The following is a 25944-nucleotide window of genomic DNA, read 5'->3' as shown; positions in this document are numbered from 1 at the left end:
TCAACCAATGTATTGCCCGGACCTTTCGCAGGCCCGGCAAGCGCAGTGCTGCCGGGCAAAAAAGCGCCTCAGCAGGTAAAGGCTTTCTCCTTCGCCAGCAGGAACGGACGCAAGTAGGCCACGGTATTCGACAGCGGGATCACCTCATCCGCGAGATTAATCTTCAGCACCTCGCGGATATAGGCCCGGCGGGTCAGGATCCGCGCCCACAGCGCCGGGTAGGCCGCCTGGATGTTGCTTTGCAGCGTCGGGTCCGCCAGGGCGATGCTCTCCTCGGCGCTAACCCCGGTGTAGCCCGGCACGGAGGGGATAATATCAATCTGCAGGATCATGCCGCTCTTCAGCGTCTCGGCGGAGTGAGGGTAAATCGGCGAGGACATCCACTCTTCATCGGCGCTGAGATGCCCCGGATTGAGGTGCCAGCCATACTGCGCTTTGGGAAGGTGCTGTTCGATATGGGCATACATCGCGCCGCCCGGCATCCCGATGCGGAGAGTCTCAAGCCAGCGGGCGACCGCGGCAAAATAGGGTTTCGCTACCCGATCCAGATAATCTTTTTGCGCGTCAGGCAGCTCGCTCTCGTCGGCAATCACAAACCCCGTCCGGCTCGACAGCCCGCCTTTAAAACCGGTGGTCATCGACAGCGGCTGGCCGCGCTCCAGCTTTTTATAGGTCGGATAGAAGTTGGCTTTCTCAAAGCGCTGTCCGGCGGCGGCAATGGTCACCACCGTCTGATACTGGCCCTCTGCCGCGAGCATTGCGCCGAGTTCCGTTTCGCGGATCCCCGGCTCTACCGCGTTCAAGGCGTTCAACATGCAGCCGGAGGCGAGGTTAGCGCCATATTCGTAATGGGCGATTTCGTTCGCGTTGTTGGTTACGCGGGCCCCGTTATCGCCACGGATAAACAGGTGCGCGGCGTTTTCCAGCTGTGCGTGGGTACTGTTTTTGAGCGCCTCGACGATAAAGTACGGCAGATCGAAGAGGAGCCGGTTATCGGCCCCGGCAGAGGTAAACATTTTCCAGCCGACCAGCCCGATTCGCTCCAGCTTGTGCAGGCCAATGTCGCTGAACAGCGTCTCCAGCGAGGCCTCATTCTCCATCGGCTGATTCGGCAGCGAGAAAAAGGGACAGTGTTTCAGCGTGGCCGGGAGCCGCGAATGCTGCGCCATCTTCAGGTTTTCATTGCCCAGGATCGCCGTCGCCGCGCCCGTTTTCTCCACAATCAGCAGACCCTCCTCAAAGCGCGGCACAAACCCGGTCAGGTACTCGAAATTTGCTCCGTGCTCCTTATCGGCATAGATCACCAGGGCGTCATAGCCCGCCTCGTTCATGCGGGTCAGCACCTTATCTTTGCGCTCAAGCATCGTCGCATCGGTGAGCAACACCGGGGGTACATCGGTGAAAGTGCGCGGTGCCGGGACGGTCTGCAGCTGGATCATCATTTACCTCATCGTCAGAAGCGGGGGAGTCAGGAACGTTTTTGCGCGTGGACCCGCACGGTGGATGCCGGCGAGGTGATCAGTTTATTGGCCGGGCGCACCGGGCGGCGCACCAGCTCGCCCTGGCAGTTGGGGCAGCGATGGTTGAGATGGGTTTCAACGCAGTCGGCGCAGAAGGTGCACTCAAAGGAGCAGATTCTGGCGTCCTGGGCGTCAGGGGGCAGGTCACGGTCACACCATTCACAGTTCGGGCGAAGTTCGAGCACAGTGTTCTTCCTTTCAGCAGGTTGCGTCTGTCTCACTATGCCAGAGAGACCGCAACCCTGCGACAACGATGTCGCAGGGTTGGGATCACCGCCCGACAGCCGTCCCGCCATCCACCAGCAGTTCGGTGCCGACGGTATAGCTGGACTCGTCCGACGCCAGGTACAGCGCCGCTTTTGCCAGCTCGTCAGGTCGGCCTAAACGCCCGAGCGGCACCAGTCTGGCGATATCGCTCTGCAGGGTTTTCAGCGCCTCATCGTCTAACCCCAATTTGCTCAGCGCCGGGGTTTCCACCGGGCCCGGGCTCAGGCCGTTGACGCGGATCCCACGCGGCAATAACTCAACGGAGAGGGTGCGGGCAAGCGACAGCAGTCCTGCCTTGCTGGCGGCGTAGACGCTGCTGGTGGGCAGCCCGATATGGGCGCTGACCGAACCGCATAAAATCACCGACGAGGGATTGTTCAGCAGCGGCAGCAGCGCCTGAATCAAAAAGAATGGCCCCTTGAGGTTGGTGCCCATCAGCCGATCCCAGGTCTCCTCCTGCCAGACCTCCAGCGGGGCATGCGTCACGTCTCCGGCATTGATGAACAGCGCATCCAGCCGCGGCCAGCGTGTGGCAAGAGTATCCGCCAGCGCCTGCTGGGCGCTGATGTCGCCCGCATCGGCGTCGATCACCCAGGCGGTATCGCCCAGCACACGCTGCGCCTCGGCGCGGGTCTGGGGGTTGCGCCCGGTCACCGCCACGTGGGCGCCTTCGGCGAGAAAGGCCTGCGCCGTTGCCAGACCAATGCCGCTGGTGCCGCCGGTGATCAGCGTATATTTATCAGTTAAACGAGCCATTTTGCTTCTCCTGATTTGTCACTGGAGAAAGCACTATAGAAACGTTAGTATCCAAAAGAAACCAGGTACCAAATGGATACTAAAGAGGCGAAAGGTGTGCGATGGCGGAATTACTGAACTGCGCGGATGAAAAAAATTGTCAGCATCAACCCTGCCCGATGACCCGTTTTATCGGTCTGCTCTCCGGCAAGTGGGCGATCCCGATTATCTATCGACTGATTGTGCTCAATACGCCGGTGCGCTTTGGCGATCTGCTCCGCGCCGCGGCACCGATTACGCAGAAAGAGCTGACCCGCCAGCTGCGTCTGTTTGAACAGCGCGGGCTGGTCACCCGCACCGTGTTTGCCGAGATCCCGCCCCGGGTGGAGTACCAGATCACCGACCTCGGCCTGACCCTGCAAAGCGCGCTTGCGCCGCTGGCCGCCTGGATGAACGAGTACGGCGACCAGCTTAAGCAGTAATCCTCAGCGCGACAGGTAGCGCGGTGCCGGTTCGCCGGTACGGGCGCTGGCAAACAGCGCCAGCCGCGCCTCTTCGTAGCGCGTCCACAGGGTTTCATCGTGCATCGGCGGGATGGTGATCAACTCTCCCTGATCCAGCCCCGCCAGCGCCGCATCCACCATATTGTCGGTGGTCATGACCGACCCGGCGGGCAGGTCGTCAGCGCTGATGCCGGACAGCTCCCAGATCTCGGTGGCCGTCGCCGCCGGTAATACCGCCTGGATCCGCACCTGGCTGTCGGCAAACTCCTCCTGCAATCCGCGGGTAAAATTCAGCACCCAGGCTTTGGTGGCGCTGTAGAGCGCGCTGCCCGCCCGGGCATGGATCGACAGGACCGAGGCGATATTAATCAGCGTCCCGCGATTGTTCTGTGCCAGCCGCGGCAGCAGGGCATACGTCAGGCGCATCAGGGCGGTGGTGTTAAGCATGTTGATCGCCTGATGCTGCGCCACATCCCCCGCAAGGAACGGGGCCATCTGGGCGGTTCCGGCATTGTTGACCAGGGTGTCGATAGCCGTGTTACTGCGCAGAACGTCTTCCACGGCGCGGATCCCCGTTTCATCGGTAAGATCCGCCGTCAGAGTGGACACCTTCACGCCATAGCGCTGCTCCAGCTGTTCCGCCAGCGCCAGCAGACGCGCTTCCCGGCGGGCAACCAGCACCAGATCGTAACCGCGGGCAGCGAGACGGTCGGCGTAGACCGCGCCAATCCCGGAAGATGCCCCTGTAATCAAGGCCGTTGAACGTTGCGTACTCATTGTGACACCTCAGATAACGTTAATTGGTTTTAAAATGAAACTAAATAAAGCCTGCGCCATTTGGTTTCATAATGCAACCATTGGCGACGGTTTTTTTGATCTTTGCGGTAGGTATAGGTCGGGAAAACCTGGTCATGCGCCTAAAAATTCAGCGCAATTTTCAGGCGAAATAACGACATGCAGTAAAGCGTGATCGGCACACTCACAGAAAAGAAACATCGGTGCTAATTTTGCAAAACAATAGACCATAAAAGGATGACGCTATGATTTCCCGCGCTTTACCTCTGTGTGTTGCCGCCGCTGTTGCCAGCCTGATACCGCTACACGCTGTGCAGGCTGCGAGTTCCGTTAAGTTTCCCGATAAAGTCTGTAATGTCACCGACTATGGCGCGGAGGGGCATCGATTACAGATTGCCCTCAACACCGGGGCCATTCAGAAGGCGATTGACGACTGCGCCGCTGCGGGCGGGGGTACCGTGCTGGTACCCAAAGGCAATTTTTTGACCAACCCGCTTTTTCTGCGCAATAACATCCAGCTGAAGCTGGAGAAAGACGCCACCCTGGTCGCATCAACCGAAGTCTCGGCTTATCGTGCCGGTGAAGAGACAAAATATGCCGAAGCGGAGAACGGCTGGCTGCCGTTTATCAGCATCGCAGATGCGCAAAATGTCGCTATCGTTGGAGAAGGGACCATCGACGGTCAGGGTGCCGTGTGGTGGGAGCGCTGGCGGGAAAACATTCGCGCAACCGGTAAGAAGGGGGGAACCGATCGGCCACGGCTGATTTATATTACGCGCTCGAACAACGTGCTTATCGATGGGGTCACCCTGACCCATTCACCCAGCTTCCACGTGGTGACGCGCTATGCGCACGATGTCGATATTAACGGGACGCGTATCCTCTCCCCCTGGCATGCGCCAAATACCGATGCCATTGATCCCATCGACAGCCAGAATATTCGTATCACCAATAACTACATCGATTGCAACGACGATCACATCGCCATCAAAGCGGAAAAAGCGGACCCCCGTTTCCCGAATGGTGTGGTGGATAATATCTACATCGCCAATAACACCCTGAAGCAGGGCCGGGGGATCTCCATCGGTAGCGAGAGCGCGGGCGGGGTGAATAACGTGCTGGTGGAAAACAACTCCTTCGAGGGGTCGATGTACGGCATCCGCATTAAAAGCCCGCGTGGTAAGGGGGGCGAGGTGAAAAACATCGTTTACCGCAATACCAAAATGCACAACGTCGAAGTGCCCCTGGTTTTCTCCGCCTACTATAAAGCCGCGCCTATTGTCGAGGCTGAGGTCGACAAGCTGCTCCAGGCGGGTGGTTTCACCCTCGGAGAGCAGATCTATCCGCCGGACAGCGATCCAAAACAACCCTTCGACAAATACACCACGCCACACTTCAGTAATATCACCGTGGAAAATTTAACCTCCACCGGTGACAGCAAGGCGGCAGCCTATATCATTGGCACCCCGGAAGCTCCGCTCAGCGGCTTCCATTTTACTAACGTCAGTATTGAGGCCGCTCAGGGGCTGCGTATTCGCAACGCCGAACTTGAGACCAAAGGACTCAGCCTGAAGGTGAAAGAGGGGCCGACGATCCGCCAGGATGCGGGCGCTATCGTCCGCGAATAACCTGAAAGCCAGGACAGCTGCGCCGGGATCTGCGCAACGCCCCCTTCCTGATGGAGGGGGAGCAACCCACGCAGAAAACATAAATGCCCTTTCGGGCATTTATGTTTCAACTGAATGTATCCGGTCAGATACTGATCAGTGCCAGAACAGCGCAATCAGGATAATGATTGGGATCGGAACGCCTAAAAAGAACAGTAACAATGAGCGCATATAAACCTCCTGAAAAATTAAGTATTAAAGGTCGCGTTGACGGCCACCGAAGGTCGCACACAGGCTGGCTACGAAAGCACCCGCCAGCAGAGAAATGAACGTCCAGAGCATGAGATAGCTGGTGGTTTTGCGTGCGGTATCAGCCGCTTGCTGCGCTTTCTCTTTGGTCTCTTTTAACTTAGCCTGGGCTTTGTCATAGGTGGCCTGTACCCGCTGCTCAGCCTCTTGCTGACTGATCCCGGTACGTTGTGCGATCAGCTGCGCGACATACTGACGATCTTCCTGAGGTAACTGGCCAGTGCTGATACTGTTGGCAAAAATACCGGTCACTTCCTTCATCTGTGCTGGAGAGAGATCCTGCTGAGGCGCGGAAGGTGCTGGAGCAGCGGGAGCCGCACCTGAGGCATCTGGCGAGACAGATGTATTAGGTGTTGCAGGCGTTGCAGCCGGGGCACCCGGGCGGAACATGGAATTAACGAAATAGTCCATAGGTGAAGCTGAGCCTTCGGAGGAGGCATTCGCCATACCCGCCGCGCCGCCTACGGTGGCTGCGGCAGCACCGCCCGCCACGGAACCCACGACCTTAGCGCTTCCTCCCACGATGGAGCTGACGGTGGAGGTCAGCAACATGGCCGAGACCAGCGCAGCTACTGCCCAGGCCAAAAAGCCATGCGCGGTATCGCGGAAGTAAATTTCATTGGTATGGGTACCGACCCATTTGGTGCGCAGTCGGCCGGCTAAATAGCCGCCCATCCCTGACGCCACGATCTGGGTGAACGTCAGCCACCCTATCGCCGCTATACCTACCGTTCCGGCATCAAGCCCCTCGTTTTCCCATGGCGAAACGGACGTCAGGCCTAACCCGGCGCCCAGCATCAGCATAATCAGTGACAGGGAGGCCGCCGCCGCCGCGCCAGCAAAGATGGCGCCCCATGATACGGCACTGCTGCTGCTCGCGTCGGGCAGGGGCAGACGCGGATCAACATACTGAGTGTTAACCGTGGAATGATCGTGAATGTGAGTCATAGCTGTTGTCCTTTAAATAATCTTACGCCGGAACGCAGGTCTGTTATGCGTTCAGTACCAGGAACTGATTGAAAAAACAGCAAACATTATCAACTTCAACATTGAAACGCTTTCAGGGCCGATCGATACAACTTATAACGAGACCATCGCTAAAAGTTAAAGAAAATAAAACAGCTGAAAATTGAATATTGAAATCCATTCAATGCTCTAAGGATAGTTGATAAATTTATACCGGACACGTTTTGCTTCAAATAAATAAGCGTACCGGCGGGATGACGTGGGAGTCACCAATTTCCTGCGCAACACATCCACCTGGGGAAATATGTCAGGAATGAGCCTCGCTGATTAAAAACCCGTTACCGCTTAAGGTAACGGATTTTATAATATTCCTGACCCTTCATCAGGCGCGCCAGATTTAATTACCGATTATGCGACGCCGGTACCCCCGTCGGAGCACCACACCTGACCAGAGGCATAGGAGCAGCTATCAGACGCCAGCAGAACATAGAGTGGCGCGATTTCAACCGGCTGGCCTGGACGCCCCAGTGGCGTATCGGCACCAAACTGCTGCACTTTTTCCTGAGGTTGACCGCCGCTGGATTGCAGAGGCGTCCAGTAAGGGCCCGGTGCCACGGCATTCACCCGAATGCCTTTCGGACCCAGCTGTTTAGCCAGTGATTTGGTGAACGCCACGTTGCAGGCTTTGGTCTGGGCGTAGTCCAGCAGAATTTCGCTGGGCTTGAAGGCCTGAACCGAGGAGGTGTTAATAATCACCGCGCCTTCCGTCAGGTGGCGCAGGGCGGCACGCGTGATCCAGAAGGGGGCGTAAACGTTGGTTTTGAAGGTCGCATCGAAAGCCGCGGTGGTCAGCTCTTCGATGGACTCACAATACTGCTGGCGACCGGCATTGTTGACGAGGATATCGAGACCGCCCAGTTCACTCACTGCCCGTTCAACCAGGGTATCGCAGAAGGACTCCACGCGAATATCACCCGGGATCGCGACCGCTTTTCGCCCTTCAGCCTGAATCAGCGCGATAACCGCCGCAGCATCGGCCTCTTCTTCCGGTAAATAACCAATGGCCACATCGGCACCTTCGCGGGCATAAGCGATCGCCACGGCACGCCCAATCCCCGAGTCACCCCCGGTAATAAGCGCTTTTTTGCCCGCGAGCTTTCCTGACCCGATATAACTTGTCTCACCATGATCCGGAATGGGTTTCATTTCAGATGCCAGTCCAGGCATTTGTTGTGGTTGCTCCACAAAAGGTGGACGTGGGTAGTGTTTTGAAGTGGTGTTTCCTGATGTCATTCCGGCCTCCTTAGTTATTGAATATAAATAATAGCCATTGTGACGAGAGACACATTTCCGGGAGGCGTAATTCGGACTATTCTTCTTTTGGATATATTTTTGCTTTTTCTTTGATTCTGTCATACCAAAAATAGCGTCTTTTACGAAAATATAACTCCTGATGCCAGCGGCAAGATCACCTGGAAAAAGGTTAAGGACAGCTACAGGAAAAATGGGTTTATTTTTATCCATATGAAGAAGGATAATTGTGTGGTGATCCCTGAACGGGTTTTTGCTTCTGCCAGCGAAGCCGCAGAGATCTTTGACTTTCTCAACCTACAAATAGCGCAAAATACATAAACCATGACCACCCAACAGCAGTTCAGCTTTACCACGCGCCCGCTGGTGCCCTTTGCCCATGATTATATCCATGGTGAAACGGAGCCCTGGCACAGCCACACCTGCGCCCAGCTTCTGCATACCCTGAGCGGGGTGGTGCGGGTGGAGACTGCCCAGGGGTTCTGGATTGTGCCGCCGGGACGGGGCGTCTGGCTGCCTGCCGGGACCCGCCACCGCCTGCTGATCACCGGCAACGTGGCGGCCCGGACGCTGTTTATCGATCCCTTTGCCCGGGCGGATTTGCCGTCGGTCTGTCAGGTGGTGCAGATTTCCACCCTGCTGCGCGAGCTGATTATCGCCTCGCTGCACTTGCCGGAAAGCTATGCGGCGGGCAGCCGGGCAGAGCGCATTTACGAGCTGATCCTCGATGAAATCCGCACGATAAGCGTGCTGCCGTTCAACCTTCCTGAGCCGGTGACGCCCGCGCTGCTGGCGCTCTGTCGCCAGATCCAGGCCGAGCCGGGCACCCGCTGGACCACGGCGCTGGCGGCCAGCCAGTTAAATATCAGCGAGCGCACCCTGCTGCGGCACTTTCGCCAGCAGACCGGGCTGGCGTTCAGCGAATGGCTGCGCCGGGCGCGGCTGATGGAGGCGCTGAACCGCCTGGCCCAGGGGCAGTCCGTGCTGCGGGTGGCGCTGGACCTCGGCTATGAGAGTCACAGCGCCTTCAGCGCCATGTTCCGTCGCACCCTTGGCATGGCCCCCAGCGACTACTTCCAGCCCGAATCGCTCTCCGGCAACGCGTTCAGCAAGGCCTGAAGCGACGCCCGGGAGACATCGTTGTCGATGCCGGTTCCCCAGCGGCTCACCCCCTGCTTAAAGCTGCAGCGGATATAGGCCGCCGACCGGCTTTCGCTGCATCTGCCGAGGGTATGCTCATGATAATCCTCAATGGCGAACGTCAAACTGAAGCTGGCTTTTATCGCGCTGGCGGCAGCAGACAGCAGACCGTTGCCTTTCCCCTCTAAGGTCACCACCCCGTCAGCGGTCTGCACGCGGGCCCACAGTACCAGCCCACCGTCCGCCTGGCTTTCGGTCCGGTAATCCAGCAGCTGTCGCGGGGCATGCTGATGCGGGCCATACAGCTCGCGGTAGAGCTGCCACAGGGCACTCAGCGTCATCTCGTTCCCTTCCCGGTCGGTATGCGCCTGAACGTGGCGGCTGAAATCCTGCTGCAACGCCCGGGGCAGTACCAGGCCATGATTCTGCTCCAGCATCCAGGCCGCGCCGCTTTTGCCGGACTGGCTGTTGACGCGGATCACCGCCTCATAGCTACAGCCGATATCGTTCGGGTCAACCGGCAGATAGGGCATCTCCCACCGCGGGGAGGCCGACTGTTCCCGGGCGTGAAACCCTTTTTTGATCGCATCCTGATGCGAGCCGGAGAAGGCGGTAAACGCCAGCTTACCGGCATAAGGGTGGCGCGGATGGACCGGCAGCTGGTTGCACTGCTCCACCAGCTCTACCACCTGCTTCATATCGCTGAAATCGAGCTGGGGTGAAATCCCCTGGCTATAGAGATTCATCGCCAGCGTCACCAGACAGACGTTCCCGGTGCGCTCCCCGTTGCCGAACAGACAACCTTCCACCCGGTCGGCCCCGGCAAGCAGGGCCAGCTCGGCGCTGGCCACGCCGCTGCCGCGATCGTTATGGGGATGGACGCTAATGCACACCTCGCTTCGGCGGGTAAAGTGGCGGCAGAAGTATTCGATCTGATCGGCATAGACGTTGGGGGTGTTGACCTCCACCGTGGCGGGCAGGTTGATGATCATCGGCCGTGCGGAAGAGGGCTCCCAGACATCCGCCACCGCCTCACAGATTTGCAGGGCAAACTCCGGCTCGGTAAAGCAGAAGGTTTCCGGCGAGTATTCGTAGCGCCAAAGCGTCTGCGGGTTGGCCTCGCACAGGGCGCGGATCTGGCGCGTGGCGCTGACCGCCAGCTGCACGATCTCCTCTTTGCTCTGACGGAACACCAGCTCGCGGAACAGCGGCGCGGTGGCGTTATAGAGGTGCACCGTGGCGCATTTGGCGCCGTCCAGCGAGGCAAAGGTGCGCTCAATCAGATCGCTGCGGGCCTGGGTAAGCACCTGAATGGTGACATCGTCCGGGATGCGCTGCTCCTCAATCAGCTGACGGACAAACTGAAAGTCCGTCTCTGAGGCGGAGGGAAACGCCACCTCGATCTCCTTAAATCCGCATTTCAGCAGCTGCTCCCAGAAGCGCAGCTTACGCGGGACATCCATCGGCTCGGCCAGAGCCTGATTGCCATCGCGCAGGTCGGTGGAGAGCCAGCGCGGGGCTTGGGTCAGGGTCCTGTCCGGCCACTGGCGATCGGGTAAGGCGATGGGGGCAAAGGCGGCGTACTTTTTCGAGGGGTTGGGCAGCATGGTTTTTCTCCAGGTGATGTTGTGTTTTTATCCTGGCGAAAAAGGGGGCGGGGTACTGGCGCAAAACTGACAACCTGTGGCGAGGATCCGCCACATCACATCACCCTGACCAGCGCCTCCTCCATCAGCTGCGCCAGCAGGGTCTGGGTTTTGCTCACGTCCTTCTGTTGCAGGGCGATCCCCAGGCTCCCCGGCGTAGGCAGTACGCTCCCGGCTAGCCGCAGGTTGCCCGGCATGCCGATACGCGTGCGCAGCGTGATGCCAAGCCCCGCCTGTACCGCCGCCCAGATCCCGCTCAGGCTGTGGCTGACAAACACCACCCGCCAGGGGATGCCCGCCCGGTTCAGACAGTCGATGGCATGGGCGCGCATCAGGCAGGGGTGTTCAAACATCACCAGCGGCAGGGGTTCGCCCCGGGACAGCAGGGCGCTGATGTCGAGATCCGGGTGCTGGATCCACGTCAACTGGCTCTGACCGAGCGTTCGGCCCTGCCGCTGCTCGCCGGGGGTCTGCCACAGCAGGATCATATCGAGGGCATTGTCATCGAAGGCGGTGAGCAGCGGCCGGTTGCGATCCACCCGGGCAACGATCCGCACCCCAGGATGATGACGTTTGAACGCCCCCAGAATGTCCGGCATCAGCGACTCGCCAAAATCCTCCTGCATGCCGATACGGATCTCCTCCTGCACCAGCTCGCCCCTGAGGGTACTCTGCATCTCATCATTCAGCGCCAGCATCCGCCGGGCATAGCCCATGACGATCTCGCCGTCACGGGTCAGCACCAGGCCGCGGCCCTTTTTCATCACCAGTTCGGCCCCGCACTGCTGCTCCAGCTTTTTCAGCTGGGCGCTCACCGCCGAGGTGGAGCGACACAGGTGGAGGGCGGCCTGGGCAAAGCTGCCGCACTCTATGCCAGTAACGAAAGAGCGCAGGGCGTCGAGGTCGAGCGTCGGGGGGAGTTTATTCATGATCGTCCTGAAATACGGGATTGTGGGCCGCATATAATTTGATTTTCAGGAAGAAACTATCGCGCCAGTATCGTCTGACTGTCAATACGGAGAAAACACCATGGCAAAATCACTGACGGCTGAAACCCTGTCCCGCGTCGCGCCCAAACTGGCTGAGTTGAGTAAGGAAGTTCTGTTTGATGATATCTGGAAACGTGATGGGCTTTCCCCGCGTGAACGCAGCCTGATCACCCTGGCCGCCCTGACGGCGCTGGGACGGGTGCAGCAGCTGCCCTGGCATATCGACTTCGCCCAGCAAAACGGCCTGAGCAGAGAGGAGATCGCCGAAGTTTTCACCCACCTGGCGTTCTACGCTGGCTGGCCAGCGGCGGTGTCGGCGCTTGGCTGTCTGGACGAGGAGTAATGCCGATGCCTTTTACCCGAATCTCCCTGCGTCCGGGGTACAGCGACGCGCAGATCGGCCAGATCTCCGACATCCTGCAGCAGAGCCTGGAGGCGGAGTTTGCCGTCCCGCCGGGGGATCGCTTTCAGATTTTCGAGGAGCTTCCGGCCAGGCTGCGCGTGTTTGATCGCCACTATAAAAGCAATGGGCGCAGCGACAATTTTATTCAGTTTCACATTCTGGCGGGCAAGCCCCGCTCGCGCGAGCAGAAACAAAAGCTCTGCCGCCTGCTGTGCGATCGGCTCCATGCGGCCCTGGGTATCCATCCGGAGGACGTGATGGTGATGATCCACTTCAACACCGCCGATGACTGGAGCTTCAGCCAGGGGCGGATGCTGTCGGAAGAGGGGTTATGATCGTAGCCGCCCGGTGGCGAACTGCGCTACGGACTCAAAGGCCCGCAGCCATTCCTCCCGCGTAATCTCCCACAACTCCGTGTCCAGCTCACCGGACACGTATTGCCCTTTTTCGACGCGTACTAACCGCATGCCGCTGCGCTCAGACAGGCTTCTGGAACGGCTGTTGACGGCAGCTTTCGGGGCGCGCAATACGTCGCGATCCAGGTCGGTAAACCAGAAGCGATTAACCGCCCGGCAGGCTTCCGTCATATAACCCTGGCCCTGGTATTCCGGAACCAGCCAGAAGCCGCGGTTATTGTCCGGCGTATCCATCAGGCAAATAACGCCGATCACCTCCTGCAGTTGCGCTTTTCGACGCAGCGTCCAGTACCATCCTTTGCCTTCTTTACTTGCGGGCAGCGCAACGTTGTCGACATAGTGCTGCGCCCCGTTATCGGGATAGGGCCACGGGACGCTGGCGATCAGATAGCGGACAATTTCCCAGCGGGGGAAAATGCGCTGGATCTGGATGGCATCTTCAGAGGCGAGGGGTTTCAGCAGCAAGCGTTCGGTTTCGAGCATCGGGGTCGCCATAGCTTATTTCTCTTTGTTAAGCGAGTAACGGTTGATCCAGTAAAGCAAAAAATAACGTGGCTCGCATCCTGGAACGGACTTTATTTACAGGGAGGTGATAAACAACAATTTATATTGATTATTAATATCGTAAAACTTATTTCTAAATTATTTCCGAGTTTAAGTATAATGTATTCTTTGTCCCGGATGGATGCGTCTAAAAGATATAGGATTTTCGCATCACTATAAAACTCTGGGGCTTGCGTAAATGTATTACCTGAATTCTGTTGAATGGCCGCCAACTAAAGAGGGCGGGTTAAGAAGACTGAGGTTGGGTGAGATCAATCTGGCCAGTACGCTTTACGGTTACAGCATTCATTATCATAAAGTCTGGATCCACCTTGAAAGTTATTTTCCTTTCAATCTACAAGATCCCAATCGGGGTATGGCTCCTGATGGTGAAATATGGTTCAGGGAAGGAAAATATCAACATGATTTTTCTATGCCTGAAAAGGGAGAACCCCAAATTGCTCAACATCTTTTCCTGCATGAAATGATGCACGTCTGGCAGCATCAGCGCGGAATGTGGGTGCGTATGCGCGGCGCGTTTTCATGGGCGGCGGATTATACCTACAGCCTGGATAAAGCAAACCTACTTGATTACGGTCTTGAGCAGCAGGCCTCGATTGTGAGCGACTACTGGCTTTTGAAGCACTATGGCTTCCTGGGTAACGAGGGTCTTTATGATTACAGGGATTATGACCCTTCTGAACCTGTTCTGGCGTTAATACAGAAATATGAAAAAGTATTAGGGAGTTTTCCGGGATGAAAAAGCTCATAGTGTTTATATCGGTTATTCTGTTGACGGGATGCCCTTGCAAAGGATATGAAGGCAAGCAATATGGATTATGGCGACCAATCCACATTGACGGGAATCGCGTCTGCTTCACTATTGATAAAAATGATGTGCTCGAAAGCTATCGCCTGGCATCCAACAATGATGCATTTAACAAATTACTACACAACTATTCTACCAGGTTGTCTTACCCGGACACGTGTTTCACAGTCAATTTTGAAAAAGCGGTGATATATGGTGGTAGATATAAGATCAATAAACAATGGTATAACTACTCATTCATTATTGATAACGACGGCAAGACTATAGATTTAGGGAGCGGGGCAGCATGTCCTTACCCGAGTGTCGTGTCTTTATGATTGATAATTCTTATATATCCCTCACCCGATATGAACGTGCTTAAGGGACTCCTCAAGGATGAAGAAATTAATACCTATTACTTTCGTCATGTTACTGGCTGGTTGTGTTGGTAAAAATAATAAAGGCCCGCAGTATGCGAAAATGGGCAGCGTCTATATTGACACAAATCGCGTGTGCTTCAGTGTTAATAAAAAACAGGTGCTTAGCAATTATGAGTTTTCGGCTATAGGTAAGATGCACAAAGTGTTATTAAGTGGCCGTTCAACACATCTGTCCTATCCGGAGAGTTGTTTCGTGATTCCTTTGGAAAGGGGCGTTATCTACAGAGCGAACTACACGCTGGATAAAGAGAACTATTACGATAATTTTATTATAGACAGCTCCGGCCATGTTATATATTTATGGTCGAACAATGGCTGCCCATATATGAGCGTTGTTCCCTGGTAAGAGCAATGCACTTACGCTTTCATCGTTAAGAATGAAAGCACTATTTTAAAGTAAAGGAGATACGCACCATGTCATTACCCGCATATTTATTTCTTTATGATGAAAACGGTATGTTACTGAATGGTGGGAGCCTGGCGCTGGGTCGTGAAGGCGCGATCGAGGTAATGAGCAGCAGCTACGGCGTCAGCCAGCCGGTGGATCCGCACACCGGACGTATGGGCGGGACGCGGCAGCACGCCCCTTATGTTATTCATAAACAAGTGAATAAATTATCACCGTTTCTCGCCAATTGTATTTGTGAAGGACGGCGGCTGCAAAAAGCAGAAATAAAATATTATGAAACTAATGAGGCTGGGATCGAGCGGGAAATCTACCGGGTCACAATGGAAGGCGTCGTCATTATGTCAGTAAATGCCAATCATACTTATATACCGGGATCTAACAGCCACAATATGATTGAAACCCTGGGGTTGCGTTATAACAGTATCGAATGGTATTACCTGGATGGGGTGATCAAATACGCCGACGCCTGGTCTAAACCTGCACCACAACAGCAACAACAGACCAATCAATGAATCACACTCTTCTCTGCACTGGGCTGGATGATTGCGCGCTCAGTGTTGAGATACACCTCACTCAGGGCCGCTCCTGTCACCTGTGAAGTGAACGTTCTTTCCCAGTCCGTGACACAAGAAGCGAGCAAACATCAAAAATACGTGGAAATAATCAACAACCTTTTCTATCAAAAAACGCCCCCCCGGTAGCGCCAAAGCAAAATTAAACCTTCGTAATTGTGCGTGTATATTTGCTTTAAATAACCACCTGGCTTATTTTTTGTACAGAGAGATGAAACAATAACGTACCTGAAATAACAGTCTGGGCTATGTTTAATCGATCTTAGAGTGAGTTTTTGATTGTAACCATATGATTTTGCTTGACTAAATTCTGATTGCGGTTTATTGAAACTATAATAGTCTGGCGACATATATTAATAGCATAATAACTAAATTATACTTCTTTACGATTGATGGAATGGAGAGGTTGAAATGCGCTTGATTGTCATGTTGTTGAGCTTAGTGGTAGCCACCCAGGCCTGGGCCGGTCAACTTTCCAAACCTGCCGGTAAAGTCCTTTTAACCATGTCCGGTAATATTCAAAATACCAACGAAGACGGGAAAGCCGTTTTTGATATCGCCAGCCTTGAGAAACTGGGGATGGTCAGTTTCAGGACCACCTCTCCCTGGTATAATGGGCGTCCTACCTTTACGGGCGTTCCGGTGCAAAAGCTCATGGATTATGTCGGCGCGAAAGGCACTGTCGTTAAGGTGACGGCGCTCAACGACTACACCACCGTCATCCCGCTCAATGATTTCAAAAAATACAACGTCATCCTGGCCTTCAAAATCGACGGGGAGTATATGCGTATCCGCGATAAAGGCCCGTTATTCATCGTGTATCCTTATGACAGCATGCCTGAGCTGAATAACCAGATTTTCTATTCAAGATCCGCCTGGCAGGTCAGCAAAATGACGATTGAATAGGCAGTCAGGAGAGGATCATGAACAGGATACTGGCGGGCATCATTTTTTTCCTTTTTATCTCTACTGGATATATCTCTTTCCTGGTACATGAAAGGCAACAAGAGTTACAGAAGCTGACCCACTACACGGATTCATGGTCTGCTGCCCAGCTGGTATCAGAATATTACCGATTCGAATCGGTGCTTGGGCTTTACTCGATTGATGACACGCTGTCGATCGATGATGTGCGCCTGCGTCTCGACATTATGCTCAGCCAAAGTGATTTAACTAAAGAGGGGGATTTAGGCCGTTATATAGAGAGTAATAAAGCCCATCGTGAACTGGCTGAACAACTTGAAACCATACTTAAATATCTGGATGTTCATCTGGAGAAAATGGAGCGTTCAGAGCTCGAGACCTACCTGAAAACAATGCATACGCTCGATGCGCCGCTCAGCCGTCTCTCATCCGGTGCGCTGGACAAAGATGTTAACTCGATCAGCAGCGCCAACCTTAAAATTCAAACGCTGTACTATATATACTCGGCGACGTCGGTCCTGCTGATAATACTGAGCGCCATACTGGGTGCGCTGATATTCTACCAGAACAGAAATATTCAGAAGGCGCATCTGCAGGTGACCAGCCTGGCGGAAGAGTTGCAGACGTCGAAAGAACAGCTGCAAATCCAGAATGCCCAGCTGGAATATGACGTCTACCACGACTCCCTTACCGGGATGAATAACCGCCAGTTTTTCTGGGATAATTTAAAGAAAATAACCGAAACGGCAGAAAAAAATAATCAGTCGGTGGCGGTTATGCTCTTTGATTTAGATCGATTCAAGGAGGTCAACGATACCTGGGGCCATGATATCGGGGACAGGTTATTACGCCAGATAGCCCAGCGCCTGGTTTCCATGAGCCTGACCTCAGAGACCCTTTATCGCTTAGGGGGAGATGAGTTTGCGTTTCTCTCGAGTGGCCTGACTGAAAGCAGCGCCGTTTCGCGCGCCCAAAAAATATGTGATTCAATCAACCAGCCCTACACGATTGATAACACCATCATTAATATCGCCACCTGTGTCGGGATTGTTATCTCTGATACGGAACGCCGCGCCGACTATCTGTATAAATTTGCCGATCTGGCCCTGTATGAGGCCAAAAAAGAGGGCTCCGGTCAGATCAAAGTCTTCCGCCAGAGCATGTTAGAAAAGCTGCAGGAAAGCAGAACCCTTGAACATGATATGGCCATGGCATTAGTGAACAAAGAGTTCGTGGTCTATTACCAGCCGATTGTCGACTCCTTCAGCCAGGAAATTTACAGCTATGAAGCGCTTATTCGCTGGATACATCCTCTGAAGGGACTCCTGTCGCCGGATAGCTTTATTCCCGTGGCGGAAAAAACAGGCATGATTAACGAGATGGGGAAATCGGTACTGGAAATGGCGTGCAGAGAGGCCGCGTCCTGGGCTATTCCGGCCAAAATTTCGGTCAATGTCTCGCCCGTTCAGCTGAGCAGCAAAGTCTTCGCCGAAATAGTGCTCTCCATCCTGAAAGAGACGGGGCTTGAGGCGGATCGTCTTGAACTGGAAGTGACCGAATCTTCTCTCTTTACCGATAACAGTACGCCGCTGAATACGCTTAACATGCTCAGAGACCTGGGCGTGAGAATATCTATCGATGATTTTGGTACGGGTTACTCCTCTCTTTCACGGCTGAGTAAGCTGGCCTTCGACAAAATCAAAATCGACAAGTCTTTTGTCCATTCGATAGCGGTGCAGGAAGATGCCCTGACGATCATCAAACTTATCACCGGCATGGCGAAGTCCCTGAATATGAAAACGGTGGCGGAAGGCGTGGAAACGCAGGAGCAGCTGGAGAGCCTTCAGGCCCTCGGCTGCGATCTGGCCCAGGGCTACCTGTTCGGAAAGCCGCAGCCGGGTATCGACGGGCGGATCAGAAACGGTTAAATCGCCCCGCGGTGCGTTGAACGGAGCGATATCACCCCTTCGTTGGCGGATACTTTGCCACCACCTCTTCCGGCCCCAGCTCCCGTCCGTCACTCGCCACCAGCACCAGCTTGCGCAGCGGTTGCCGATCCCGGGCATCCACCATCACCGTCCCGACATCACCTTCAGCAAACAGATGCGCATTCCCCCACTGGGAGAGCGCCAGCAGCACAGTTTGCAGGGCACGGCCCTTTTCCGTCAGAACATACTCCTGCCAGGCACTGCCGTCGGAAGCCGGTTGCAGCACCAGGATCCCTTCGTCCACCAGCAGTTTCAGCCGGGTCGCCAGCATGTTTTTGGCGATGCCGAGGCTCTTCTGAAATTCGCCAAAACGCGTCACGCCGCGCAGGGCATCGCGCACAATCAGCAGCGACCACCAATCGCCGATAATATCCAGCGAGCGGGCAACAGGGCAGGTACTCTCTTCCAGGCGGGTACGTTTCACGGGGGGCTCCTTATCAGCGGTGAGTTTTATTATAAAACCAATTACCCATCACACACAAAGTAAGCCGTCAGTTTGCGGGCAGGCTCCAGGTAATTTGTCACAAACCTGTCACACTGTTTACGACGATAAAACAGAGTGAGGAATTAGGGATGAGAAAAGCACTAATCGCTGTCGCCGTGGCGGGCAGCATCGGCCTGTCCTGCGGCGCTCAGGCGCAAACCGCGCCGGAAGGGTATCAGCTGGAACAGGTTCTGATCATGAGCCGTCATAACCTGCGCGCGCCGCTGGCCAATAACGGCAGCGTGCTGGAGCAATCGACTCCGGAAAAATGGCCGGAGTGGGACGTACCGGGCGGGCAGCTTACCACCAAAGGCGGCGTACTGGAGGTCTATATGGGCCACTACATGCGTGAGTGGCTGGCGGAGGAGGGCGTGGTCACAGCCGGGGAGTGCCCGACGGCGAACAGCGTCTACGCCTACGCCAACAGCCTGCAGCGCACGGTGGCGACGGCGCAGTTCTTCATCACCGGGGCCTTCCCGGGTTGTGATGTGCCGGTGCACCATCAGGAACAGATGGGCACCATGGATCCGACCTTTAACCCGGTGATCACCGACAACTCCCCGGAATTCCGCGAAAAAGCGCTACAGGCGATGAACAACGAGCGCCAGGGAATGAAGCTTGAAGAGAGCTATAAGCTGCTGGAGCAGATGACCGACTATAAAGACTCGCCGTCGTGCAAAGAGAAACAGGTCTGCTCCCTGACCGACGCAAAAGACACCTACAGCGCCGAGTACCAGAAAGAGCCCGGCGTCTCTGGCCCGCTGAAGGTGGGGAATTCGCTGGTAGATGCCTTCACCCTGCAATATTACGAAGGCTTCCCGCTGGATCAGGTGGCCTGGGGCGAGATCAAAACCGATCAGCAGTGGCGGGTGCTGTCCCAGCTGAAAAACGGCTATCAGGACTCGCTGTTCACCTCGGCGGAGGTGGCGCGGAACGTGGCGAAACCGCTGGTGAAGTACATCGACAGCGCGCTGGTCACCGACCGGGAGAAGGCACCGAAGGTCACTCTGCTGGTGGGGCACGACTCCAACATTGCCTCGCTGCTGAAAGCCCTCGACTTCAAACCCTATCAGCTGCCCGGTCAGTATGAGCGTACGCCAATTGGCGGCAAGATCGTCTTCCAGCGCTGGCACGATAAGACCGGCAACCGGGATTTGATGAAAATTGAGTATGTTTATCAGAGTACGGAGCAGCTGCGTAATGCCCAGGTGCTGACGTTAAAAGCCCCGGCGCAGCGCGTTACGCTGGAGCTGAACGGCTGTCCGGTGGACGCGGACGGGTTCTGCCCGGTGGAGACCTTTAATACGCTGTTGAATACGGCGGCAAAATAAGTAAAACCCTCTCCCCCAGGGGGAGAGGGGACAAAACGTCGGGTGGTGCTTCGCTCACCCGACCTACAGGAGTCAGGGCGGATTCACATCCCGTAGGCCTGAAAGGCATTTTTGCATATCAGACGTTTTTGCGCTCGATGGTCTGCTCGCCCCAGAACAGCGAGTCTTTATCGGTTTTGTCGAAGGCTAATACCAGCACTTCGTCGCTCCCTTCCTCCCAGATTTTCTCTGCCAGTTTTTCGTCATATTTTGCGACTTCAAAAATCGCCTCGGCGATCTCCGGTGACGTATTACGTAAACGCGCAAATTCTCCGACGCGATGTGCTTTAGCTTCTTGTGTTGGCATAGTCATCCTCCTGTTGAGCGTTAAGCTTTCAGTTTAGCAGCCAGACCGGCGACGTATTTACCCTGATAGCGGGCAATGTTCAGTTCCGCTTCCGACGGCTGGCGCGAACCATCACCCCCGGCAATGGTCGTCGCCCCATACGGCGTACCGCCGCGCGTCTGAGAAATATCAAACAGCTCCGGGGTACCGTAGCCGATAGGAACTATCACCATCCCGTGATGGGCGAGGGTGGTCCAGGTGGAGGTGATGGTCTGTTCCTGACCGCCGCCGGTGCCGGTGGAGCTGAACACGCTGGCAATCTTGCCGTGTAACGCATTCTTCACCCACAGCCCGCCCGTCTGGTCGAGGAAGGTACGCATCTGCCCGGCCATATTGCCGAAGCGGGTCGGGGTGCCAAAAATGATGGCGTCGTAATCGCCCAGCTCCTGCGGGGAGGCTTCCGGCGCGCTCTGCGCTTTCCCCCCGGCTTTGGCAAAGGCTTCCGCCTGCATGGTCTCCGGTACGCGTTTGATCACCACCTCAACCCCCTCGACTTTCCTGGCGCCGTCCGCCACTGCATGAGCCATGGTTTCGATGTGTCCGTACATGGAATAGTAGAGCACCAGAATTTTCGTCATTTCGCTTCACTCCTCGCATGATTTTTATGGCAGCGGCATGCTGCACTCTTTTAAAGATATGACGTGACAGCGAGACTGCAAATCTGGACGCCATTTATTTGATTTCAAACAAAAAAAAGGGAGCCCCTTCTTTCGTAGCAAAATGACACATTTTCGCGATGGTGAATTTCTGGAATGATAAGAATGGCTTATGCTTCCGTTTCGACGAGCATCATACGAAAGGCTGATTTCGTATTGCAGGATATTACCGTTAGCTGGATGTATGCTCATACTCCACTAAGCTTAGGTTCACGTGGCGCAGATAAAGGCACTTTTTTAGCGCCGCCAGGCGAAAGAATTCGCTTTCGCCAGATTCAGTATTAAGTCTTATGTTTTATAACTCTGGAGGTCCGACATGGCAAACCATCGTGGTGGGTCAGGTAATTTTGCAGAAGACCGTGAAAGAGCATCAGAAGCAGGACGTAAAGGTGGCCAGCAAAGCGGGGGGAACTTCAAAAACGACCCTCAACGCGCATCCGAAGCTGGCAAAAAAGGGGGCAAAAATAGCCATGGCGGCAACAAGAGCAGTTAAGTTGTAGCCATTGAAGTATGGGTCTCATGACCACTGGCACCCCCCGCCGCCGGGATCCCCGGCGGTTTTTTTATGCCTGTTATTGAAGTGTTATCAAATTCCTTCCACACTAGCGGATTGTCTCTTTGCGCTGGTGCCCCATGTCCTCCTCCCGTTATGCCTTTTCGATCAAACCGCAGGAAGCGATCCTGATCCTTATCACTATGTTCTGGGGCGGGACCTTTCTTGCCGTACAGTATGCCGTCACGCTCAGCGATCCCTTCTTTTTCGTGGGCCTGCGTTTCGCTACCGCGGCCATCGCGGTGGCGATCATATCCCTGAAAACCCTGCCCGGCCTGACCATGACCGAGCTGAAAGCCGGGCTGGCGATTGGCGTCTCTATTGCGATGGGCTACAGCCTGCAAACCTGGGGATTACAGAGCATCCCCAGCAGCAAGTCGGCGTTTATCACCGCCATGTATGTGCCGCTGGTGCCCCTGCTGCAGTGGCTGTGCCTGCGCCGTATTCCGGGGGTGATGTCCTGCATCGGCATTGTGCTGGCCTTTATTGGCCTGATCCTGCTGGCGGGGCCGGACGATAACCTGCTGGCGCTCGGGAAGGGGGAGATCATCACCCTGGTGGGGGCGGTGGCGATTGCCGCGGAGATAATTTTGATCAGCGCCTGGGCCGGCAAGGTGGACGTTAAGCGCGTCACCGTCGTGCAGTTGGCGACCGCCTCGCTGGTGGCGTTTCTGGCAATGATCCCTGCGGGGGAGTCCGTGCCGCCGCTCTCCTCGGGGTTAGTGATTGTCGCCCTTGGGCTGGGGATTTTCAGCGCCATTATTCAGGTGACGATGAACTGGGCCCAGCGCAGCGTCTCACCAACCCGGGCCACGGTGATCTATACCGGAGAGCCGGTTTGGGCGGGGATCTTTGGCCGTCTGGCCGGGGAGCGCCTGCCGCTGCTGGCTCTGGTGGGAGCGGCCTTTATCATCGCTGGCGTGCTGGTAAGCGAACTGAAGCTGAAGAGAAAGAAAAAGGCGCTGGCAGAGACCGCCAGCGCCACCCTGGATCAAGGCTCCTGAGTCATCACTTCGCCGCTCTGGGTCACCCCGGCCATCCGGCGGCTGAGCAGGGCGTTGAGCGCAATTGCGCCAAAGGTGGCGGTGCCGATCCCGCCCAGGGTAAAGCCGCCCAGCGAAAGGGCAAAATCACCCGCCCCCAGCACCAGGGTCACGGCGACCATGATCAGGTTGCCGTTCTGACTGAGATCGACCCGGTTCTGCACCCAGATCCGCGCCCCGGCCACCGCAATCAGGCCAAACACCACAATCGATGCTCCGCCAATCACCGCCGCCGGGATGGTATGGATCAGTGCGCCAAATTTAGGTGAAAAACCGAGCAGCATGGCGATGATTGCCGCCGCCACGAACACCAGCGTCGAGTAGACTTTGGTCACCGCCATCACGCCGATATTCTCGGCATAGGTGGTCACGCCGCTGCCGCCAACCGAACCTGACAGCATGGTCGCCAGCCCGTCACCGACGAAGGCCCGGCCCATATACGGGTCCATATTGCGCCCGGTCATCCCGGCCACCGCCTTCAGATGGCCGAGGTTCTCCGCCACCAGGATCACCGCCACCGGGGTGATCAGCATCATCGCCTGACCGTTAAAGGTGGGCGAGGTCAGCTGCGGCAGGCCGAACCACGCCGCCTGCTGTACGAGGGTGAAATCGACCGGTTTGCCGAGCCCGAAGACGCTGGTCAGCACGGCGTAGATCAGGCAGGCGAGGATCAGCCCCACCAGGATCAGCAGCCGCTGGATCATCCCCCGGGTAAACACCGCCACCAGGCCGATGCACAGCACCGTCACCACCGCCATCCAGCTGTCAAAGGCCGAGCCGGAGACCCCTTTGACGGCGATAGGGGCCAGGTTCAGGCCAATCGCCATCACCACCGCCCCGGTGACTACCGGCGGCATCAGGCGTTCGATCCAGCGGGTACCGAGCTTCATTACCACCAGACCAATTGCGGTGTAGATCGCCCCGCAGGCGATAATCCCGCCCAGGGCGACGCTCAGCTGCGGGTTGATCCCCTGGCCGTTAAAGCCGGTGGCGGCAATCACCACCCCGACAAAGGCCGCGCTGGAGCCCAGATAGCTTGGCACCCGTCCGCCGGTAATAAAGAAGAACAGCAGGGTGCCGATCCCCGACATCAGGATCGACAGGTTAGGATCCAGCCCCATCAGAATGGGCATCAGCACCGTGGCACCAAACATCGCCACCGCGTGCTGCACCCCCATCACCGCGGTTTGCGCCAGCGGGAGGCGTTCATCCGGCGCGACCACGCCGCGTTCTGAGGAGGTCGATTTCAACTGCCAGTGAGGAAAACCGAATAGTGCCATCAGCTGCTCCTTAAGGAGGATTAACAGGCGGGTCGCATCAGGGCGTGGTAGCCGCGGTCAAACCACACCAGGCCCTGGGGCACCGGGTGGCGGGTGATTGCAACGATCTCGCAAAACAGAATGTCGTGGGTGCCAACGCTGACCACCTGGCTAATCCGGCAGTCGAAGGAGGCCAGCGCGTCCGCCAGACGCGGACAGCCGGTCTCCCCGGTCTGCCAGCGGGCTGCGGCGAAGCGATCGGCCATCGGGGTCTTCCCCCCGAACAGGTTCGACAGCGACTCCTGCCCGGCGCTGAGGGTGTTAACGCACAGCGTGCGGTTGTCGTGAAACACCGGCCACACCGAGGCGCCGCGATTGAGGCACACCAGCAGCGTCGGCGGCGAGTCGGTCACGCTGCACACCGCGCTGGCGGTAAAGCCTGCCTGTCCCGCCGGGCCGTCGGTGGTGATGATGTTTACCGCCGCCCCCAGACAGGCCATGGCATCCCGAAAGGCTTGTTTATCGATATTCATGGTCGCTCCTTATACCAGCCCGCAGGCGTCGTCAAAGCTCAGACGGGGCAGACGCCCGTAAAGCTTGCTGTTATCGCCGTAGCCGATGTTGATCAGCAGGTTGCTTCTCAGGTTGCTGCCGGTGAAGAAGGCGGCATCGACCTTCTCCCGGTCGAAGCCGGACAGCGGCCCGGTATCGAGCCCCAGCGCCCGGCAGGCGACGATCAGATAGGCCGCCTGCAGGGTGCTGTTGCGAAAGGCGGTCTCCTCGGCGAGCTGCGGGCTGGCGGTGAACCAGCTCCGGGCATCGCCGTGGGGGAACAGCTCCGGCAGACGATCGTAAAACTGGCTGTCCCAGGCCACGATGGCCGTCACCGGGGCGGTGAGGGTCTTTTGCAGGTTGCCGCTGGAAAGGGCCGGGCGCAGCTTCTCTTTGCCTTCCGCGGTGCGGATAAACACCATCCGCGCCGGGGAGCAGTTGGCGGAGGTCGGGCCCCACTTCATGAGATCGTAGATTTCGCGCAGCGTCTCGTCGCTGACCGGGCGATCCAGCCAGCCGTTATGGGTGCGCGCTTCGGTAAACAGCGCATGCTGCGCGGTCGGGGTGATGGCTTCACTCATGGCAACTCCTTCGATAAACGTTGGTGGCGGTGCAGCAGGCTGGCGAGCCCGTTTTGCAGCAGGGCGTTGAAAACCTCCGGCTCGGTGACGTTGCAGGCGTGGCCGCCCCAGGGCATCCGCGTGATGACGCTGTCGGGCAGGGCGGCATGCAGCTGGGATGAGCAGACGGCAGGCACCAGCAGATCGTCGGCGGAACAGATAATCTGCACCGGGCAGCGGATATGGCGTGCGAGGCGGCTGAAGTCGGCCCGCTTCAGGGCATTCAGCCTGCGCAGCAGGGTGGTTTTACCCTGGAAATGGGCCAGCGCCAGCGCCTCTTCCGCCTCCATGCGCGGCTGACGGGCAGCCATCCAGTCGGCGGGATAGAGAAACAGCGGCTGGGCCTCCACCCAGGCCTGCGCCCCACCGGCATGCAGCAGCCGCTCGCGAACCTGGAAGCAGCGCCGGGTGTGGGGATGGAGCGTCAGCCAGCCGTTGACGCACACCAGCGAGCTGAGCGCCCCGGGACGATCCACCGCCAGCTGGAGGCCAATCAACGCCCCCAGAGCATGGCCGACCACGCTAAAGCGCGTAATGCCCGCGGTCTCCAGCGCCTGCCACAGCTCCTCGGCCATCTGCGCCAGGCTGTAGTCCTCCGGCAGCTCGCCGGAATTATTGCCGGTGCCGCGCTGGTCGTAACAGACCACCTGATACTCCTGCTCCAGGTCGGCCAGCTGGGGCAGCCAGTAGCTGCCGCTGCCCCCCAGCCCGGCGATCAGCACCACCACCGGGGCGTCGTCAAAGGGCGGGGGTGAAATGGACAGTTTCAT

At 56.7% G+C, this 25944-nt stretch carries 31 protein-coding genes; 15 read left to right on the top strand and 16 right to left on the bottom strand.

The genetic code is table 11. From position 1 onward, the window contains the following. Positions 1 to 68 precede the first annotated feature (68 nt). The 3 genes from WFO70_RS08795 to WFO70_RS08785 form a co-directional block, all read right to left on the bottom strand. Positions 69 to 1442, bottom strand: a complete 1374-nt coding sequence (locus WFO70_RS08795) for a M24 family metallopeptidase (RefSeq protein ID WP_337015678.1) — start codon at positions 1440 to 1442, stop codon at positions 69 to 71. A 26-nt stretch (positions 1443 to 1468) separates the two neighbouring features. Next, positions 1469 to 1705, bottom strand: coding sequence for a DUF1272 domain-containing protein (locus tag WFO70_RS08790; protein WP_337015677.1), 237 nt, complete (start codon positions 1703 to 1705; stop codon positions 1469 to 1471). Between the two features lie 85 nt (positions 1706 to 1790). After that, positions 1791 to 2543, bottom strand: a complete 753-nt coding sequence (locus WFO70_RS08785) for an SDR family oxidoreductase (protein WP_337015675.1) — start codon at positions 2541 to 2543, stop codon at positions 1791 to 1793. Between the two features lie 101 nt (positions 2544 to 2644). Between WFO70_RS08785 and WFO70_RS08780 the strand changes: the two genes are divergently transcribed. Further along, positions 2645 to 3004 carry a winged helix-turn-helix transcriptional regulator gene (locus WFO70_RS08780; RefSeq protein WP_307762532.1) on the top strand — a complete coding sequence of 120 codons (360 nt, stop codon included), beginning with the start codon at positions 2645 to 2647 and terminating at the stop codon, positions 3002 to 3004. 3 nt (positions 3005 to 3007) lie between these two features. Here the strand turns inward: WFO70_RS08780 and WFO70_RS08775 are convergent, their stop codons facing one another. Further along, complete coding sequence (locus tag WFO70_RS08775; protein WP_337015674.1) at positions 3008 to 3802, bottom strand: SDR family NAD(P)-dependent oxidoreductase; 795 nt, start codon at positions 3800 to 3802, stop codon at positions 3008 to 3010. Between the two features lie 263 nt (positions 3803 to 4065). Here WFO70_RS08775 and WFO70_RS08770 point away from each other — a divergent pair, with 263 nt between their 5' ends. Next, on the top strand, positions 4066 to 5448 hold the full coding sequence (locus WFO70_RS08770) for a glycoside hydrolase family 28 protein (protein WP_337015673.1): 1383 nt from the start codon (positions 4066 to 4068) through the stop codon (positions 5446 to 5448). A 234-nt stretch (positions 5449 to 5682) separates the two neighbouring features. Here WFO70_RS08770 and WFO70_RS08765 read toward each other — a convergent pair whose 3' ends face one another. Together WFO70_RS08765 and WFO70_RS08760 are read right to left on the bottom strand one after the other, a co-directional pair. Next, positions 5683 to 6684, bottom strand: coding sequence for a hypothetical protein (locus tag WFO70_RS08765; RefSeq protein ID WP_337015672.1), 1002 nt, complete (start codon positions 6682 to 6684; stop codon positions 5683 to 5685). 426 nt (positions 6685 to 7110) lie between these two features. Then, positions 7111 to 7995: an SDR family oxidoreductase gene (locus WFO70_RS08760; protein WP_337015671.1), complete on the bottom strand. Its 885-nt coding sequence runs from the start codon at positions 7993 to 7995 to the stop codon at positions 7111 to 7113. 150 nt (positions 7996 to 8145) lie between these two features. Here WFO70_RS08760 and WFO70_RS22485 point away from each other — a divergent pair, with 150 nt between their 5' ends. Continuing rightward, positions 8146 to 8334: a YcxB family protein gene (locus WFO70_RS22485; protein WP_442913370.1), complete on the top strand. Its 189-nt coding sequence runs from the start codon at positions 8146 to 8148 to the stop codon at positions 8332 to 8334. 3 nt (positions 8335 to 8337) lie between these two features. After that, the gene (locus WFO70_RS08755; RefSeq protein WP_337015670.1) at positions 8338 to 9132 is read left to right on the top strand and encodes an AraC family transcriptional regulator; all 795 of its coding nucleotides are present in this window, start codon (positions 8338 to 8340) and stop codon (positions 9130 to 9132) included. Here WFO70_RS08755 and leuA read toward each other — a convergent pair. Both leuA and WFO70_RS08745 read right to left on the bottom strand, forming a co-directional pair. Then, positions 9084 to 10760 carry a 2-isopropylmalate synthase gene (gene leuA / locus WFO70_RS08750; RefSeq protein WP_337015669.1) on the bottom strand — a complete coding sequence of 559 codons (1677 nt, stop codon included), beginning with the start codon at positions 10758 to 10760 and terminating at the stop codon, positions 9084 to 9086. The genes WFO70_RS08755 and leuA overlap by 49 nt on opposite strands. Before the next feature lie 95 nt (positions 10761 to 10855). After that, positions 10856 to 11728 carry a LysR substrate-binding domain-containing protein gene (locus tag WFO70_RS08745; RefSeq protein ID WP_337015668.1) on the bottom strand — a complete coding sequence of 291 codons (873 nt, stop codon included), beginning with the start codon at positions 11726 to 11728 and terminating at the stop codon, positions 10856 to 10858. Between the two features lie 100 nt (positions 11729 to 11828). Here WFO70_RS08745 and WFO70_RS08740 point away from each other — a divergent pair, with 100 nt between their 5' ends. Both WFO70_RS08740 and WFO70_RS08735 read left to right on the top strand, forming a co-directional pair. Then, positions 11829 to 12131 carry a carboxymuconolactone decarboxylase family protein gene (locus tag WFO70_RS08740; protein WP_337015667.1) on the top strand — a complete coding sequence of 101 codons (303 nt, stop codon included), beginning with the start codon at positions 11829 to 11831 and terminating at the stop codon, positions 12129 to 12131. A 5-nt stretch (positions 12132 to 12136) separates the two neighbouring features. Next, positions 12137 to 12526 (top strand): tautomerase family protein, encoded by a 390-nt coding sequence (locus WFO70_RS08735; RefSeq protein WP_337015666.1) that lies wholly within the window; start codon positions 12137 to 12139, stop codon positions 12524 to 12526. Here WFO70_RS08735 and WFO70_RS08730 read toward each other — a convergent pair. After that, positions 12521 to 13102 (bottom strand): GNAT family N-acetyltransferase, encoded by a 582-nt coding sequence (locus WFO70_RS08730; protein ID WP_337015665.1) that lies wholly within the window; start codon positions 13100 to 13102, stop codon positions 12521 to 12523. The two genes, WFO70_RS08735 and WFO70_RS08730, sit on opposite strands and share 6 nt — an antisense overlap. Positions 13103 to 13349: 247 nt before the next feature. Here WFO70_RS08730 and WFO70_RS08725 point away from each other — a divergent pair, with 247 nt between their 5' ends. From WFO70_RS08725 to WFO70_RS08700, 6 genes are all read left to right on the top strand, one after another. Continuing rightward, the gene (locus WFO70_RS08725) at positions 13350 to 13910 is read left to right on the top strand and encodes a type IV secretion protein Rhs (RefSeq protein ID WP_337015664.1); all 561 of its coding nucleotides are present in this window, start codon (positions 13350 to 13352) and stop codon (positions 13908 to 13910) included. Further along, positions 13907 to 14296: a putative T6SS immunity periplasmic lipoprotein gene (locus WFO70_RS08720; RefSeq protein WP_337015663.1), complete on the top strand. Its 390-nt coding sequence runs from the start codon at positions 13907 to 13909 to the stop codon at positions 14294 to 14296. The genes WFO70_RS08725 and WFO70_RS08720 overlap by 4 nt, the downstream gene beginning before the upstream one ends. Before the next feature lie 58 nt (positions 14297 to 14354). After that, on the top strand, positions 14355 to 14744 hold the full coding sequence (locus WFO70_RS08715; protein ID WP_337015662.1) for a putative T6SS immunity periplasmic lipoprotein: 390 nt from the start codon (positions 14355 to 14357) through the stop codon (positions 14742 to 14744). Between the two features lie 68 nt (positions 14745 to 14812). After that, complete coding sequence (locus WFO70_RS08710; RefSeq protein ID WP_337015661.1) at positions 14813 to 15319, top strand: Hcp family type VI secretion system effector; 507 nt, start codon at positions 14813 to 14815, stop codon at positions 15317 to 15319. 471 nt (positions 15320 to 15790) lie between these two features. Further along, positions 15791 to 16285, top strand: coding sequence for a molybdopterin-dependent oxidoreductase (locus WFO70_RS08705; RefSeq protein WP_337015660.1), 495 nt, complete (start codon positions 15791 to 15793; stop codon positions 16283 to 16285). 17 nt (positions 16286 to 16302) lie between these two features. After that, positions 16303 to 18231 carry a putative bifunctional diguanylate cyclase/phosphodiesterase gene (locus tag WFO70_RS08700; protein ID WP_337015659.1) on the top strand — a complete coding sequence of 643 codons (1929 nt, stop codon included), beginning with the start codon at positions 16303 to 16305 and terminating at the stop codon, positions 18229 to 18231. Between the two features lie 31 nt (positions 18232 to 18262). On the opposite strand, the gene WFO70_RS08695 is transcribed toward WFO70_RS08700, so the two are convergent. Then, on the bottom strand, positions 18263 to 18715 hold the full coding sequence (locus tag WFO70_RS08695; RefSeq protein ID WP_337015657.1) for a winged helix-turn-helix transcriptional regulator: 453 nt from the start codon (positions 18713 to 18715) through the stop codon (positions 18263 to 18265). A 149-nt stretch (positions 18716 to 18864) separates the two neighbouring features. Here WFO70_RS08695 and agp point away from each other — a divergent pair, with 149 nt between their 5' ends. Next, positions 18865 to 20106 (top strand): bifunctional glucose-1-phosphatase/inositol phosphatase, encoded by a 1242-nt coding sequence (gene agp, locus WFO70_RS08690; protein WP_337015656.1) that lies wholly within the window; start codon positions 18865 to 18867, stop codon positions 20104 to 20106. 118 nt (positions 20107 to 20224) lie between these two features. On the opposite strand, the gene WFO70_RS08685 is transcribed toward agp, so the two are convergent. Continuing rightward, positions 20225 to 20452, bottom strand: a complete 228-nt coding sequence (locus WFO70_RS08685; protein ID WP_333850187.1) for a YccJ family protein — start codon at positions 20450 to 20452, stop codon at positions 20225 to 20227. A gap of 20 nt (positions 20453 to 20472) precedes the next feature. Further along, positions 20473 to 21069 carry an NAD(P)H:quinone oxidoreductase gene (gene wrbA, locus WFO70_RS08680; protein ID WP_337015655.1) on the bottom strand — a complete coding sequence of 199 codons (597 nt, stop codon included), beginning with the start codon at positions 21067 to 21069 and terminating at the stop codon, positions 20473 to 20475. 394 nt (positions 21070 to 21463) lie between these two features. On the opposite strand from wrbA, the gene WFO70_RS08675 reads away from it, so the two are divergent. Continuing rightward, a complete protein-coding gene (locus tag WFO70_RS08675; protein WP_032617468.1) occupies positions 21464 to 21640 on the top strand; it encodes a general stress protein in 177 nt (58 codons plus the stop codon). Between the two features lie 140 nt (positions 21641 to 21780). Then, on the top strand, positions 21781 to 22704 hold the full coding sequence (locus tag WFO70_RS08670; RefSeq protein WP_337015654.1) for a DMT family transporter: 924 nt from the start codon (positions 21781 to 21783) through the stop codon (positions 22702 to 22704). Here the strand turns inward: WFO70_RS08670 and rutG are convergent. Genes rutG through rutD form a run of 4 tightly spaced genes read right to left on the bottom strand, consistent with a single transcriptional unit; the run spans position 22692 to position 25944 of the window. After that, positions 22692 to 24023 carry a pyrimidine utilization transport protein G gene (gene rutG / locus WFO70_RS08665; protein WP_337015653.1) on the bottom strand — a complete coding sequence of 444 codons (1332 nt, stop codon included), beginning with the start codon at positions 24021 to 24023 and terminating at the stop codon, positions 22692 to 22694. The genes WFO70_RS08670 and rutG overlap by 13 nt on opposite strands. Before the next feature lie 20 nt (positions 24024 to 24043). Further along, positions 24044 to 24535, bottom strand: a complete 492-nt coding sequence (gene rutF, locus WFO70_RS08660; protein WP_337015651.1) for an NADH-dependent FMN reductase RutF — start codon at positions 24533 to 24535, stop codon at positions 24044 to 24046. A 9-nt stretch (positions 24536 to 24544) separates the two neighbouring features. After that, a complete protein-coding gene (locus WFO70_RS08655; protein ID WP_337015650.1) occupies positions 24545 to 25135 on the bottom strand; it encodes a malonic semialdehyde reductase in 591 nt (196 codons plus the stop codon). Next, complete coding sequence (rutD, locus tag WFO70_RS08650) at positions 25132 to 25944, bottom strand: pyrimidine utilization protein D (protein ID WP_337015649.1); 813 nt, start codon at positions 25942 to 25944, stop codon at positions 25132 to 25134. The genes WFO70_RS08655 and rutD overlap by 4 nt, the downstream gene beginning before the upstream one ends.

It is taken from the genome of Leclercia sp. AS011 (genome assembly GCF_037152535.1).
Lineage (GTDB): Bacteria > Pseudomonadota > Gammaproteobacteria > Enterobacterales > Enterobacteriaceae > Enterobacter.
This window is presented reverse-complemented; position numbering and strand designations above follow the sequence as displayed.